Raw genomic sequence first — 13,783 nt, 5'->3', positions numbered from 1 at the left:
TACAGAGACCGCTATGACGAGCAAACTGGTTGATACTTTAATCAACGCCAATCTGGTGCCGCTGAAACCCTATGAATCAGCGCGCCGGTTATTTTCCGGTGGTCAGGACTGGCTAAACGCCAACGAGTCGCCTTTTGCCAATCCTTACGATATTGATTCGGGTAACTTTAACCGTTACCCCTCCTGTCAGCCCCACAGCGTAATCAACGGCTATGCCGACTATGCCGGTGTCGATAAATCACAACTGATTGTCACCCGCGGCGCCGATGAAGGCATTGAGCTGTTAATCCGCACCTTCTGTACCCCGGGCGAAGATAATATTCTGATTTGTCCGCCAACCTATGGCATGTATGCCATCAGCGCGGAAACCTGTGATGTAGGCATTAAACGCGTTCCCTTAAACGACGATTTCAGCCTGGATGTCGACGGGATTTGCGCGACAGAAAGCGTTAACCTGGTGTTTATTTGTGCGCCCAACAACCCCACCGGCACTCAGGTGAGTCAGGCTGATTTAACCGCCGTGCTGGAACACTTTGCCAACACCGCACTGGTAGTGGTAGACGAAGCCTACATCGAGTTTGATATCGACAACACCTGGGCAACGCAGCTGGCAGCGTATCCTAACCTGGTGGTACTACGTACGCTTTCCAAAGCCTTTGCCCTGGCCGGCTTACGCTGTGGATTTACTATTGCCAGCGAAGCGATTATTCAGTCGCTGTTAAAAGTGATTGCGCCCTACCCCATTCCGGAGCCGGTGGCGCAAATTGTGGCGCAGGCACTAACGGCCGAGAATATTGAGCGAATGCAGCAACAAGTGGCGTTTTTAAATGAACAGCGCACCACGCTGCAGGCAGAGCTGGCCAAACGGCCCGGCGTAGCACTGGTTGGCGATGTGAAAGCCAACTATATTTTGTTCCGCCACAGTCACTGCGCGCAGATCATGCAATACCTGGTAAGTCAGGGCATGCTTATACGCGATCAGTCCAAACAACTTAACCTGCAAGACTGCCTGCGGGTAACTATTGGCAGCGCTGAACAGAATCAGCGTTTACTTTCCTTATTAGACGCTTATTTTGAGCAAGCGGGAGCATCACTGTGAGCCAGCAAGCTATTTTATTTATCGACCGTGACGGCACTCTGGTAGAAGAGCCACCTATCGACAAGCAACTCGACAGCCTCGAAAAGCTGGTATTCGAACCTCAGGTGATCCCGGTTTTATTAAAACTGAAAGCCGCCGGTTTTAAACTGGTAATGGTAACCAATCAGGATGGTCTGGGTACCGACAGCTTTCCGCAGGCCGATTTTGACCTGCCCCACAATGCCATGATGGCGGTGTTTGAAAGTCAGGGCGTAACCTTTGACGACGTGCTGATTTGCCCGCACTTTGATGAAGACAACTGCTCATGCCGTAAGCCAAAACTTGGCCTGGTCAAAGACTACCTGCAACAGGGTAAAGTCGACTTTACCCGCTCTTACGTGATTGGCGATCGCATGACGGATATGCAGTTGGCCGAAAATATGGGGATCAAAGGTATTCAGTACAGCCGTGACGACATTAACTGGCCGGCTATCGAGAAGCAGTTACTGGCGTCTTCCCGCATTGCTGAAGTCACCCGAACGACCTCTGAAACCGACATTCATGTGCGGGTAGATTTAGACTCGGCTGCAAAGTCAAGCATTGCCACCGGCATGGGCTTTTTCGACCACATGCTCGACCAGATTGCCACCCACGGTGGCTTTGAGCTACAGCTTAAAACCGATGGCGATCTGCACATCGACGATCACCACAGTGTGGAAGATACCGCATTGGCGTTAGGTGAAGCCCTTAAGAAAGCACTGGGTAACAAACGCGGCATTGGCCGCTTTGGATTTGCTCTACCGATGGATGAGTGTCGCGCCGAGTGTATTATGGATATTTCCAATCGCCCATACCTGAAATTTGATGCCAAATTCAGTCGTGATCAGGTTGGCGAAATGGCCACCGAGATGGTTGAGCACTTCTTTTATTCACTAGCCCAAAGCATGGGACTGTCGCTGCACTTATCCACCAGCGAAGGTAATGCTCACCATCAGGTAGAGAGCCTGTTTAAGGTATTTGGCCGGGCCTTACGTCAGGCAATTACCCGTTCGGGTGATGCCCTGCCAAGCAGTAAAGGAGCCCTGTAATGACCCAGCAAACCATTGTTATTGTTAACACCGGTTGCGCCAATATTTCTTCGGTTAAATTTGCCCTTGAGCGTTTGGGTGTCAGCGTAACGGTATCAGACGATCCGGCGGTCATTAAAAGTGCCGATAAGGTATTTTTACCCGGCGTCGGGGCGGCTGGCGCGGCCATGACCAGCATTACTGCCAAACAGCTTATCCCTACCCTGCAAGGATTAACCCAGCCGGTCCTGGGAGTATGCCTGGGCATGCAGCTTATGGTTGAGCAATCTGATGAAGCCACTACTGGCACCATCGATTGCTTAAAATTGTTACCCGGCCATGTTAAACGTATGCAGGCGGGTGAACTACGCTTACCCCACATGGGCTGGAATACCATTAGCCCGGTCGGCGACTCTCCGCTGTTTAAAGGGTTAGGCGAAGGCACCTATTTTTATTTTGTGCACAGCTTTGCCGTGCCGGTTTATGAACATACTCTGGCGAGTTGCGAGTACGGCCAGACCTTTTCGGCTGCTATCCGGCACAATAATTTCTTCGGGGTGCAATTCCACCCTGAGCGTTCAGGTGAAGCCGGCGCGCAACTGCTAACCAACTTTGTGAACCTATAATCATGATTATACCTGCTATCGATTTAATCGACGGCGCCGTGGTGCGACTGTACCAGGGCGACTATAACCAAAAAACCCAGTATACCCTTGACCCGGTTGAGGTTGTGCACAGCTATGCTGATCAGGGTGCCGAGTGGTTGCACATTGTAGACCTTACCGGTGCCAAAGACACAGACAAACGTCAGTTAGAACTGATCCGCGCCATGGTAGATACCAAGCGTATGAAATTCCAGTCTGGCGGTGGCATTCGTGAAGAGCGCGAAGTAGCACAACTGCTTGAATCTGGTGTAAGCCGGGTGGTCATTGGCTCACTAGCCGTAAAACAAACCGAGCTGGTAAAAAGCTGGGTAAAGCAATACGGGCCTGAGCACATAGTACTGGCGCTGGATATTAACATCGACGATGACGGCAATAAGTTTATTGCAACCCACGGCTGGCAGGAAAATTCCGGCGTATCACTGGAGCAAATCCTCGAAGCCTTTGCCGAAGTGGAAGCTAAACACGTACTGTGCACCGACATAAGCCGTGACGGCACACTGCAGGGTTCAAACGTTCAACTGTATACCGAAGTGAGCAAACAGTTCCCTAACGTATTCTGGCAGGCCTCTGGCGGTATAGGCGGGCTCGATGATATTCGCGCGTTACGCCCTACCGGTGTAGGCGGTGTTATTTTAGGCCGGGCACTACTGGAAGGTAAATTCACCGTTGAGGAGGCTATCGCATGCTGGCAAAACGGATAATCCCCTGTCTGGACGTACGCGACGGTAAGGTGGTTAAAGGCGTACAATTTCGTAATCACGAAATCATTGGCGACATCGTACCGCTGGCGGAACAATACGCCAAAGCAGGTGCTGACGAACTGGTCTTTTATGATATTACCGCCAGCTCCGATCAGCGCGTAGTAGATAAAAGCTGGGTGAGCCGCATCGCTCAGGTCATTGATATTCCTTTCTGCGTAGCGGGCGGGATTAAGTCAGTAGAAGACGCCGGGCGCATTCTTGAAATGGGCGCGGATAAAATTTCGATTAACTCCCCGGCCCTGACCAATCCTGAACTGATCAATGAACTGCACGATGTGTATGGTCAGCAGTGCGTGGTAATTGGTATCGACAGTTTTTATAACGAAGCCAACAACCAGTACGAAGTGTACAAATTTACCGGTGACGAAAGCCGCACTCAGCAAACTGCCTGGCAAACCCTGGACTGGATCAAAGAAGTGCAGTCACGTGGTGCCGGTGAGATAGTGCTTAACTGTATGAATCAGGATGGCGTGCGCAAGGGCTATGACATTGCGCAGCTGGCAGCAGTAAGAGAAGTTTGTAACATCCCACTGATTGCCTCAGGCGGTGCTGGTGCCATAGAACACTTTACCGATGTATTTAAGCAAGCCGATGTCGACGGCGCGCTGGCAGCTTCAGTGTTTCATAAAGCCATTATTAACATCGACGAATTAAAAGCGACTCTGGTAGCTGCCGGTGTCCCCATGCGCCAGCGTTATACGGTTGGGGCATAAGGAAACAACTATGAAAATTACTCAAGAGACCCAGGGCCAGTTAGCCTGGGAAAAAATGGATAACCTGCTACCCGCCATTGTGCAAGATGCGGTAACTGGTAAAGTACTGATGCAGGGTTACATGAACCCGGAAGCACTCGAGGTTACCCTGAGTACCGGTAAAGTCACCTTTTTCAGCCGCTCTAAGCAGCGCTTATGGCAAAAAGGCGAAACCTCCGGTAACACGCTGGATTTAGTCAGTGTCAGCAGTGATTGCGATGACGACTCTTTACTGGTGCTGGCCAACCCTAATGGCCCAACCTGCCACACCGGCGCAGAAAGCTGCTGGTTTGATGGCGACGTTGCCGATTACACCTTTGTAGGCGATTTGGAGCGGGTACTGGCAGCACGTAAATCGGCTGATCCGGAGTCGAGCTACACTGCCAAACTGTACAGTAAAGGCGTAAAGCGCATCGCGCAGAAAGTAGGTGAAGAAGGCGTTGAAACTGCGCTGGCGGCCACCGTAATGGATAAAGAAGAACTGCGTAATGAAGCAGCTGACTTACTTTATCATTTAACAGTGCTGCTGCAGGCCTGTGATATGTCGGTATCGGATGCCGTTAACGTGCTCAGAGAACGCCATAAAGGCTAGTCAGCACAACCTGAACAAAGGCTACCTGATGGTGGCCTTTTTTATGCGTCACTGATAACCGAGTTCCCGGGCGGCAACCTGCAAGCGTTCCACTATCTCCGGCTCCATATCACCATTAGCCGCCAGATAAGCCACAACAGAAAGTGCCGGTACGGGCTGCACAACCTTGATATCCCCGGCCTGTAAACCTGCCAGCTCCGCGGTGCTTTCAATAAGGTTTGGATCTTCGATAATGATATCGACAGTGCCAAGTTTTAACTGCTGCCACGAACATAGAATATCGGCGCATACCAGCAGATCCCGACCTTCCACCAGGCCTTTGCTAACCAGCCATGACTCAGCAATATCACCTCGCTGAGCGGCTGCCGACAAGCCATTCAGATCAAGCTGGTTATCGAGCTGGATATCCTCTCGTCTGGCAAGCGTCAGAATGCTCAGGTTAAACCTGGCAACCGGAGCAATCCAGTGAAAACGACCTTCCCGCTGAGGCGTTTTTGCAATGGAGTAAATCAAAGCACGACTGGAGCGTTCGACGTTTAGCATCGCCCTGGCCCAGGGATATATCTTAAACTCAGCGGTAAGCCCGGCATGGGAAATAATGTTGCGAACCCGCTCAGTAGCAATACCACTAACCTGATCGCCCGCCTGATACTGATAAGGTGGTGACACTTCGGTAAACACCACCAGCGAGGGCGTATTGGCGAACGCCTCTGTTATACTGAGTGCAAATAAACAAAAAACACTGACTAGCTGGCGAAACTTCATTGAGGACAGCGACTCATAAACTACATCGTATAAGTGTAAACCGATGTGGCCTATTTGCCCAGTTCACAGCATGAAGAAGTCTGCTCAACAGACCAGCATCCTACCAGCCATTTACCCGCGACCAGATAGCCGATATGTTGCCGTCATCACCGATGACATGGTATTTAGAATACTGAGCTGCTGTGGCACAAGCATGAATCGGTAAAATACGCAGTAAACGGCCATAACCAAACACAGACTCAGGCGGCGTGAGATTATCGCGATGGCTGATAATGCCGTGTTCCTGATTAGTGGCACTCACATACCAGCCATCCAATAGCTTACCGTGCTCATCGCACACCAGCCCATAGCCGCAGTCCTGCTGCTGTAATGCAGTGCCCTGGTCCCGCGATAAGGCCATCCAGCCAGCATCAACAATCACCCAGTTTTTATCGACCTGGTGGCCGATAACGGATGTCAGTACAGACAGGGCAATATCATCAGTTTCACACACCCCAAGACCGGCCATGACACAATCAAATGTGGCATAAACACCAGCCCGAAGTTCATTGATACCGGTGTGCTTTATGCCGGCTAAAGCCGTGGGGGTTGAACCTGCCGAAACCAGCTCACAGGGTATTCCCGCTGCCAACAGGTTAGCTGCAGCGTTGGCAATACGTTCACACTCTTGTTGCCCCATCGCCTGTTGCGAAGCTTTGGTGTCACAATCGTAGGAGGCCCCGGCATGAGTCATGATGCCTCGAAAGTGAATATTCGGAGCTGCTGATAAAGCTCTGGCGCAAATAATCAACTCGTCGGACTGAGGTAATAACCCGGCGCGATGGTCGTCCACATCCACTTCCAGCATCACCGATAAAGGTAGCTCTAACTCACCGGCGTAATCGGCTAATGCATTCACCGCGGCCAGACTGTCAGCTATCACCGTGAAATCCCGCGCCAGTCGTTGAATGGCGGCTAACTGGCCGAACTTGTTGGGAGACAGGCCCACTGCGTAGAGAATATCGGTATAACCGGCGCTGGCAAAAGTAGCCGCTTCAGCCAATGTTGACACCGTGATGGGGCCTGAGGCTGGCGCGTAATATTCTGCCGCCTGCAGTGATTTAAGGGTTTTAACGTGCGGGCGAAGCGTAAGTTGTTCACTATCCGCGACGGCCTGCATTCGCTGGCAATTGCGGCGGAACTTATTCAGGTCGAGCAGGCACGCTGGCGTGATAAGTTGTGCTAATGAATTCATAAAAACGGCAACCAGTAAATCAGTGTCAGGTTTGCGCTGGCCAGGCCGAACAGCGACATCACGGTTAACATCATGCCTGCGACTCGTTGCCAGGTTGCGCCCACAGAGTGACGCAAACCGTATGCATGCAATACGCGGCCAATGACCAGGGATGCGCCGAATAGATGAATCAGCCAGGGAATTTCCGTACTGATTTCCAGGATGGCCAGCAGCAGTAACGTGAGCGGCACATATTCAGCAAAGTTACCGTGAACCCGAACGAGACGCTGCAGTACTTCGTCGCCGCCGTCACCCACGCCAATTCGATTGCTACGCCGGTGAATAATCACCAACGCGGTAATATACAAATAGATAAATGCCAGAATACTGGCATAAAAAGCAGTCACCGGAAGTACGATCATCTTTTCACTACTATCTTCACGTCAGAAGCGGTTATTGTGACAGTGAAATGGGTGAAGGGTAAAGCAATGATTGCGCGGTTCGTTGGTAAGCAAAAACGGAAAACAAAAAAGCCGCTGTGAGTCAGCGGCTTTTTAATTTCTGCAAGAGGCCGGATTAACCCAGCAGCTCGCCTAATTGCTGACTGACCGTTTCTACCGGTTGAGTGCCGTCGAGTTTGTGGTAAGCACAGTTACCTGCTTCGGCTTCAGCACTGTAGTAATCAACCAGTGGCTGTGTTTGCTCATGGTAAATACCTAAGCGTGCGCGAACGGTTTCTTCTTTGTCGTCATCACGAATGATCAACTCTTCGCCGGTCACGTCGTCTTTACCTTCCTCTTTGGGTGGATTGTAGACAACGTGGTAAACACGACCTGACGCAGGGTGAACACGGCGGCCGCCCATTCGATCAACGATAACGTCGTCCGGCACATCAAATTCGATAACATGGTCAACTGCCACACCTGCTTCCTTCATGGCATCTGCCTGAGGGATAGTGCGTGGGAAACCATCGAGCAGGAAACCATCTTTACAGTCATCCTGAGCAATACGCTCTTTTACCAGACCAATAATGATATCGTCGGACACTAATTTCCCTTCGTCCATAACTTTCTTGGCAGCCAGGCCCATTTCTGTGCCAGCCTTAATTGCACTACGAAGCATGTCACCTGTAGAAATTTGCGGGATACCATATTTGCCCATTAAAAATTGCGCTTGTGTTCCCTTGCCGGCGCCCGGTGCACCGAGAAGTATAATTCGCATATTTGCGCTCTCCGCTTATTTATTCATAACTGTGAGGCACTTTACACACTACCATTCGGCGTGACAAGTGCTCAGCAGGTCTTGTCTGCTGTCTTACGACTAATAGCGTATGTAAATTGAACTATTGAACAATGTCGACACAAATCCTTAACAGCAATGCTAATTTATGCGGTAGCTATAAGCATTACAGGCGTTGACCGTAACCTGTAAGTGTCTGCATGGGTAAGCAACCCAGCTTGTTCCGCTTTGCATCATCAACCAGAATTAAAACCAATATAAACCACGCTGATAATTTGTTACCTGCAAGTCTGTCGAATAGTGGATTAATGTTGTCGACATCACAGGTACACGCAAAAAAAACGGGCAGGTAAAAACCTGCCCGTTTTATGCCGTGCTTAGCTGCTGACTTACTTTGACAAGCTCATCAATAAGCCGTTTAAGTTTTTAACGAACGTGGCAGGATCTTTCAGACTGCCCTGCTCAGATAGTGCCGCCTGATCAAACAATACTTCTGTCCAGCTCTTAAATACCGTTTCGTCCTGTACGTCGGCCAGTAACTTCACTAACTGATGTTCAGGGTTGAGTTCAAAGTGATATTTCACTTCAGGAACAGGCTGACCAGCCGCTTCCATCAGCTTCATCATTTGCGTAGTCATGCCATTATCGTCAGCCACGATTACCGCTGGTGAGTCGGTTAAACGGTGGGTAAATTTAACGTCGATAACTTTGTCGCCCAACGCGGTTTTGGCACGCTCAAGCACACCTTCTACCTGCTTTTCGGCTTCTTCGTGAGCTTTTTTGCTTTCTTCGTCTTCCAGATCATCTAAATCCAGATCGCCACGGGCAATCGACTTCAGCTGCTTACCATCAAACTCGGTAAGATGCTGCATTAACCACTCGTCGATGCGCTCGCCCATCAACAGTACTTCAATGCCTTTCTTCTTAAAGATTTCCAGGTGAGGACTGTTTTTGGCCGCCTGGTAACTGTCGGCAGTCACATAGTAAATCTTGTCCTGACCTTCTTTCATACGAGAAATATAGTCAGCCAGAGATACCGTTTGGTCACTGCTGTCGTTGTGAGTGGAGGCAAAACGCAACAGGCCTGCTACTTTCTCTTTATTGGAGAAGTCTTCTGCCGGACCTTCTTTCAGCACGTTACCAAACTCGTTCCAGAACGACTGGTATTTTTCGGCGTCGTTTTTCGCCATACGCTCCAGCATTTGCAGTACACGCTTGGTGCAACCAGTACGCAGTGACTGAGTGATTTTGTTGTCCTGCAGAATTTCTCGGGACACGTTAAGCGGCAGATCGTTGGAATCGAGCAAGCCTTTTACAAAGCGCAGATAGGTAGGCATAAACTGTTCAGCGTCATCCATAATGAACACGCGTTGTACATACAGCTTCAGGCCGTGGGTTTGCTCACGGTTCCATAGGTCAAATGGGGCTTTGCTTGGGATATATAACAAGCTGGTGTATTCGGTTTTACCTTCCACCTTGTTATGTGCCCAGCTCATCGGCTCGGCAAAGTCATGAGAAACATGGCGGTAGAACTCAATGTATTCTTCATCGCTAATTTCTGACTTATCACGGGTCCACAATGCGGTAGCTTTGTTAACGGTTTCCCACTCGCCAGGCTGGGCTGGGATCTTCTCGCCGTCTGGTCCTTCCTGCTCTTCTACCGGCGCTTTCCACATGCGCACCGGAATACTGATATGATCGGAGTATTTGCTGATGATCGAACGCAAACGCCAGTCATCGGCGAATTCTTTTTCGTCGTCGCGCAGATAAAGGGTAATCTCTGTACCGCGATCGGCCTTTTCGATATCACCTACGGTGAATTCGCCTTCGCCCTCAGAAATCCATTCCACGCCCTGATCAGCAGACTCGCCTGCAGCGCGGGTACGAACAACGACTTTGTCGGCAACGATAAACGCGGAGTAAAAACCAACACCAAACTGACCAATCAGCTGGGAATCCTTGGCTTTATCGCCAGACAGTTTGCTGAAAAAGTCTGCGGTGCCCGACTTCGCAATAGTACCGAGGTTGGCAATTACGTCGTCGCGGCTCATACCGATACCGTTATCGCTAATGGTGATGGTACCCGCTTCTTTATCAACGCTCAGTTTAACGCACAGATCACCATCATTTTCGTACAGGCTATCGTTTTCCAGCGCCTTAAAACGAAGTTTATCAGCGGCATCGGCTGCGTTGGATACTAACTCGCGTAAAAAGATTTCCTTGTTTGAATACAGAGAATGGATCATCAAATGCAGAAGTTGTTTTACTTCTGTTTGAAAGCCATGAGTTTCTTGATGGGCCACTTCAGCCATAAACCAGAGTCTCCTAGTCAGTTTAATTATTTTTCAACAAGACAAGTGAGGTCTCAGGACAGAAAATTCAACGGTAAAAAATAAAAAATTGTTGATTGGGTAGCTAAGTGCTGACTATAAAATGGCTTGCCGGAATGAGTTTCGACGGTAATCAGAGTGACCGTCGACCTGAAAATGCATGGGTGAGTGTATTGCCGTCTATGTATTCAAGCTCGCCGCCAATCGGCACACCATGCGCAATCCGGCTAGCCGAAACATTGTGCTTCTGACAAAGCTGACCAATATAATGGGCAGTGGCCTCGCCTTCCACTGTGGGGTTGGTGGCCAGAATGACTTCGGCATATTGTCCTTCAGTAATTTGTTTTTCGAGAATATCCAGACCAATTTCAGCAGGACCGATACCATCAATGGGCGACAGGTGACCCATTAATACAAAGTAAGTGCCCTTGTACGCCATGGTTTGCTCGATGGCCATTACGTCTTGTGGGCTCTCTACTACGCAAAGTTGATGACTGTCGCTACGTTGGGGATGCTGACAGATTTCACACAACTCATTCTCAGAAAAATTACGGCACTGTTTGCAATGACCGATATGCTCCATGGCGTTGTGCAAGGCAGCGCTGAGTGTTCTGCCGCCTTCACGGTTGCGCTCAAGCAACTGAAACGCCATGCGTTGGGCGGTTTTATTTCCCACACCCGGTAAGCAGGTCAGGCTATCGATTAACTCTGCCAGTAAAGGACTGTATTTCATAATGGTGCTACAACACAATTGGAAGCCTGATAAGGCATTAGTAATTAATGAAGCAGCACTAAATAATACGCTCTGGGGCTACTTCATCTACTCGATTTCGAACGACACTATACAAGACCCCATTTTAAGCGTAAACCTTTTGCATCCGTGTATTCAGAGCGATAAAACTTACAAGTTAACCTGGCCGTTACCTTGGCAAAGTTTAAGGCTGTCTCTCGCAGTGAAACAAGGTTAGCTTTTAAGTAATTTAACTCTTCGTTATTTATCCGTTCATCATCAAATACACAGGCTTCATCATGTATTGCCTGACAATTTTCTAACCGCGCATTATGTTCTGCGCTCCGGAACCAGGCAATATGTGGAGCTCATGTGGGTAGCATCAGAACAGTGAAAAGAACGCTATTATTAGTAAGTGGACTAGTATTTTGTGTAGCCAGTTATGCCAACAACGCTGAGCGGAATAAGGGATTAAATGAACAAATTAATGCCGCATTTCACCATTTAGTACAAGGGGATACCAGCCCTGCCACAAAGCTGCTAGCCGAACAGGAAGGGATAAAAGATGACAATCATCAGTTAAGCAAACTGGCTATCATGCTACAAATCGAACTGGAGAATAACGATGCAGCGGAGAGGCTGTTGCTTAGTTTTGAATCTCGTTTTGCGGATAATCCCGATACCTTCGCATTTGCCTCCGATGCCTGGCGCGACCTTGGCCATCAGGCGGGAATTTTCTCTAAGTTCGGGTTTTATAAGAAAGGTGTGCAGGCTAAGTTACGCGCCGGAGAAGTCGGTCCTGACAATGCTGAATATGTAGCCCTACGAGCCGGGGCCTCTGCGCACGGAAGTAGTTATGGTGCCGATGCGTCCTTACAAAAAACCTTAACCGACAAAGCCATCGCTCTGGATCAAAAGTGGGGCTATATCGCCAAACTGAACTACGCACAAAATACTGATGATCAGCAAAGTGGCGTTGTCGCAGCTAAAGCGGCTGTGGAAGAATTTCACGACGACTTTGTCGTGCTCGAACGTGTGGCGCAGTATTACTGGACAATAGATAATCTGGCCCAGGCACAACAAACGTTTGCGCAGGCCTGTGAGTACCCTCCGGTGCAAAGCTGGTACCGGGAAGTGAAATGGATCAATGCTTGTTATCAGGTAGCGTTGTTTAGTCAGGAACACGGATTGGCTGTAAAACCGGGTGAGCAAGCCCTTAACCGATTACTTGCAACCTATAAGTTGCCCACCAGTCAGAATGTCGAAATCGCCGTGTTATTACTGGATATTGCGCAACAAGAAAATAGCCAGTTAGCCGTTCAGCGCCTGAATCAGGCGATAGCACATGCAAATGACGAGGCTTTGGTTAGGCGCGCTACCAAGCGTCTGGCGATGTTAGATTGACTTACATTGCAGAACTTATGTCCGGATGCTTATAGGAATCGGATTGAGAATGAGTGAGCGAAGTTTTTCGACCAATATCGAGTAGGGTGAGGCGTCTCCGCCTCATCCCTCTCACAGAACCGTACGTACGGACCTCGTATACGGCTCATGTACTGATTTATCCAGCGTAAATGCTGGGCACATTCCCCGTTCTAACATCTTCCAGATTCACCAGTCCTAGTTCGTTGAACCAGCTGTTTGGCATCGCGTAGCTTGCTAACGGGCTTCTTGCGCTTCGCCAACTCGTCATGTTCATGCAGACGAACTTGCCTTTGTATCCTCGCTGTCGTAGCCAGCGATGCAGGCGGCTCGTCTTCTTCCATAACTTAAGTTGAACGCTTCGCAGTCTGCGTCTTAGCCAACTCGCAATTTGTCTGAATGCCCTGCCGGCATCGGCAATCCTGAAGTACTGGCTAAACCCTCTTAGCAATGGGTTCAGTCCTTTGATGACACTTTGCAACGGTTTTCCTCCATTGCGTTTTGTCATCTGCTTTAGCTTCCTTCTGAACGCCGCCAGTTTCTTCGCTTGAATTCGGGTATGTTTTGTCCCGATTTCCACGCCAAGGAACCTGACTCCCGCATCACTGTGCGTGATATGGGTTTTCTCTGTGTTCACTGTCAGCTTCAGTTTACCTTCAAGGATTTGTGTCGCTTGTCGCTGCGCATTCTCTGCCGCTGAACGACTCCGACACAAGATAAGAATGTCATCAGCGTATCGCACTATGCGGTGGCCACGCTGTTTCATCTCCTCATCAAACGCATCCAGATAGATGTTCGCTATCAATGGGCTGATTACCCCACCTTGCGGACTACCTGCCTCTGTCTGCTGCCAATGCCCATCAACCATTACCCCACTTGTTAAGAACTGACTGATTAAGTTCAGCACGCTACCATCTCGTACCCGTCTTTTGATGCTTTTCAGGATAAGCCTATGGTCCAGCTTATCGAAGCACTTCGACAGATCCATATCCACCACGTGTCGTCGCTCATATCGACGGATGAACATTGTGGCTTTATTGATGGCATCATGACAGCTCCGCCCCGGTCGGTAACCAAAGCTTGATGGATGGAACTGCTCTTCGAAAATGGGACTCAGGATATCAGTCAAACTTTGTTGAACGACTCTATCCCGTACTGATGGGATCCCC

14 protein-coding genes are annotated in these 13,783 nt (G+C 49.6%); 7 read left to right on the top strand and 7 right to left on the bottom strand.

The genetic code is table 11. The features are described from left to right. Positions 1-13: 13 nt before the first annotated feature. From hisC to hisIE, 6 genes are read left to right on the top strand one after another with little or no spacing between them, the layout of a single operon-like run. A complete protein-coding gene (gene hisC / locus C6Y40_RS03990) occupies positions 14-1,099 on the top strand; it encodes a histidinol-phosphate transaminase (RefSeq protein WP_105933452.1) in 1,086 nt (361 codons plus the stop codon). Beyond that, positions 1,096-2,166 (top strand): bifunctional histidinol-phosphatase/imidazoleglycerol-phosphate dehydratase HisB, encoded by a 1,071-nt coding sequence (gene hisB, locus C6Y40_RS03985; RefSeq protein WP_105933451.1) that lies wholly within the window; start codon positions 1,096-1,098, stop codon positions 2,164-2,166. The genes hisC and hisB overlap by 4 nt, the downstream gene beginning before the upstream one ends. Further along, a complete protein-coding gene (gene hisH, locus C6Y40_RS03980; RefSeq protein WP_105933450.1) occupies positions 2,166-2,771 on the top strand; it encodes an imidazole glycerol phosphate synthase subunit HisH in 606 nt (201 codons plus the stop codon). The genes hisB and hisH overlap by 1 nt, the downstream gene beginning before the upstream one ends. Before the next feature lie 2 nt (positions 2,772-2,773). Beyond that, a complete protein-coding gene (gene hisA, locus C6Y40_RS03975) occupies positions 2,774-3,511 on the top strand; it encodes a 1-(5-phosphoribosyl)-5-[(5-phosphoribosylamino)methylideneamino]imidazole-4-carboxamide isomerase (protein ID WP_105933449.1) in 738 nt (245 codons plus the stop codon). Continuing rightward, on the top strand, positions 3,493-4,284 hold the full coding sequence (gene hisF / locus C6Y40_RS03970; protein ID WP_105933448.1) for an imidazole glycerol phosphate synthase subunit HisF: 792 nt from the start codon (positions 3,493-3,495) through the stop codon (positions 4,282-4,284). Before hisA ends, hisF begins: the two co-directional genes overlap by 19 nt. A gap of 10 nt (positions 4,285-4,294) precedes the next feature. Further along, a complete protein-coding gene (gene hisIE / locus C6Y40_RS03965) occupies positions 4,295-4,915 on the top strand; it encodes a bifunctional phosphoribosyl-AMP cyclohydrolase/phosphoribosyl-ATP diphosphatase HisIE (RefSeq protein ID WP_105933447.1) in 621 nt (206 codons plus the stop codon). Positions 4,916-4,963: 48 nt separating this feature from the next. Here the strand turns inward: hisIE and C6Y40_RS03960 are convergent, their stop codons facing one another. The 6 genes from C6Y40_RS03960 to recR form a co-directional block, all read right to left on the bottom strand. Further along, positions 4,964-5,680, bottom strand: a complete 717-nt coding sequence (locus C6Y40_RS03960) for a substrate-binding periplasmic protein (RefSeq protein ID WP_105933446.1) — start codon at positions 5,678-5,680, stop codon at positions 4,964-4,966. Positions 5,681-5,780: 100 nt separating this feature from the next. Continuing rightward, positions 5,781-6,914, bottom strand: coding sequence for an alanine racemase (locus tag C6Y40_RS03955; RefSeq protein ID WP_105933445.1), 1,134 nt, complete (start codon positions 6,912-6,914; stop codon positions 5,781-5,783). Next, positions 6,911-7,315 carry an MAPEG family protein gene (locus tag C6Y40_RS03950; protein ID WP_240621837.1) on the bottom strand — a complete coding sequence of 135 codons (405 nt, stop codon included), beginning with the start codon at positions 7,313-7,315 and terminating at the stop codon, positions 6,911-6,913. The genes C6Y40_RS03955 and C6Y40_RS03950 overlap by 4 nt, the downstream gene beginning before the upstream one ends. 154 nt (positions 7,316-7,469) lie before the next feature. After that, entirely contained in the window at positions 7,470-8,114 is a 645-nt protein-coding gene (gene adk / locus C6Y40_RS03945; RefSeq protein ID WP_105933444.1) for an adenylate kinase, read from the bottom strand. 407 nt (positions 8,115-8,521) lie between these two features. Continuing rightward, complete coding sequence (gene htpG, locus C6Y40_RS03940; protein ID WP_105933443.1) at positions 8,522-10,444, bottom strand: molecular chaperone HtpG; 1,923 nt, start codon at positions 10,442-10,444, stop codon at positions 8,522-8,524. 151 nt (positions 10,445-10,595) lie between these two features. Continuing rightward, complete coding sequence (recR, locus tag C6Y40_RS03935) at positions 10,596-11,195, bottom strand: recombination mediator RecR (protein ID WP_105933442.1); 600 nt, start codon at positions 11,193-11,195, stop codon at positions 10,596-10,598. Between the two features lie 387 nt (positions 11,196-11,582). Here recR and C6Y40_RS03925 point away from each other — a divergent pair, with 387 nt between their 5' ends. Next, positions 11,583-12,596 (top strand): hypothetical protein, encoded by a 1,014-nt coding sequence (locus C6Y40_RS03925; RefSeq protein WP_105933440.1) that lies wholly within the window; start codon positions 11,583-11,585, stop codon positions 12,594-12,596. 157 nt (positions 12,597-12,753) lie between these two features. Here C6Y40_RS03925 and ltrA read toward each other — a convergent pair. Further along, positions 12,754-13,783, bottom strand: a 1,030-nt coding sequence (gene ltrA / locus C6Y40_RS03920; protein WP_105933439.1) for a group II intron reverse transcriptase/maturase, incomplete at its 5' end; no start/stop codon positions are given.

The sequence above is a fragment of the Marisediminitalea alba genome (assembly GCF_002993365.1).
GTDB lineage: Bacteria > Pseudomonadota > Gammaproteobacteria > Enterobacterales > Alteromonadaceae > Alteromonas > Alteromonas alba.
Note: the sequence above shows the minus strand (reverse complement) of the source record. Positions and strands in the feature narration are given on the sequence as shown.

Excerpts from the sequence above, each read along its gene's own strand:
- C6Y40_RS03950 (WP_240621837.1), bottom strand. The coding sequence starts at position 7,315 with ATGATCGTACTTCCGGTGACTGCTTTTTATGCCAGTATTCTGGCATTT.
- hisC (WP_105933452.1), top strand. The coding sequence starts at position 14 with ATGACGAGCAAACTGGTTGATACTTTAATCAACGCCAATCTGGTGCCG.
- htpG (WP_105933443.1), bottom strand. The coding sequence starts at position 10,444 with ATGGCTGAAGTGGCCCATCAAGAAACTCATGGCTTTCAAACAGAAGTA.
- C6Y40_RS03955 (WP_105933445.1), bottom strand. The coding sequence starts at position 6,914 with ATGAATTCATTAGCACAACTTATCACGCCAGCGTGCCTGCTCGACCTG.
- adk (WP_105933444.1), bottom strand. The coding sequence starts at position 8,114 with ATGCGAATTATACTTCTCGGTGCACCGGGCGCCGGCAAGGGAACACAA.
- hisF (WP_105933448.1), top strand. The coding sequence starts at position 3,493 with ATGCTGGCAAAACGGATAATCCCCTGTCTGGACGTACGCGACGGTAAG.
- hisIE (WP_105933447.1), top strand. The coding sequence starts at position 4,295 with ATGAAAATTACTCAAGAGACCCAGGGCCAGTTAGCCTGGGAAAAAATG.
- C6Y40_RS03960 (WP_105933446.1), bottom strand. The coding sequence starts at position 5,680 with ATGAAGTTTCGCCAGCTAGTCAGTGTTTTTTGTTTATTTGCACTCAGT.
- hisA (WP_105933449.1), top strand. The coding sequence starts at position 2,774 with ATGATTATACCTGCTATCGATTTAATCGACGGCGCCGTGGTGCGACTG.
- hisH (WP_105933450.1), top strand. The coding sequence starts at position 2,166 with ATGACCCAGCAAACCATTGTTATTGTTAACACCGGTTGCGCCAATATT.
- recR (WP_105933442.1), bottom strand. The coding sequence starts at position 11,195 with ATGAAATACAGTCCTTTACTGGCAGAGTTAATCGATAGCCTGACCTGC.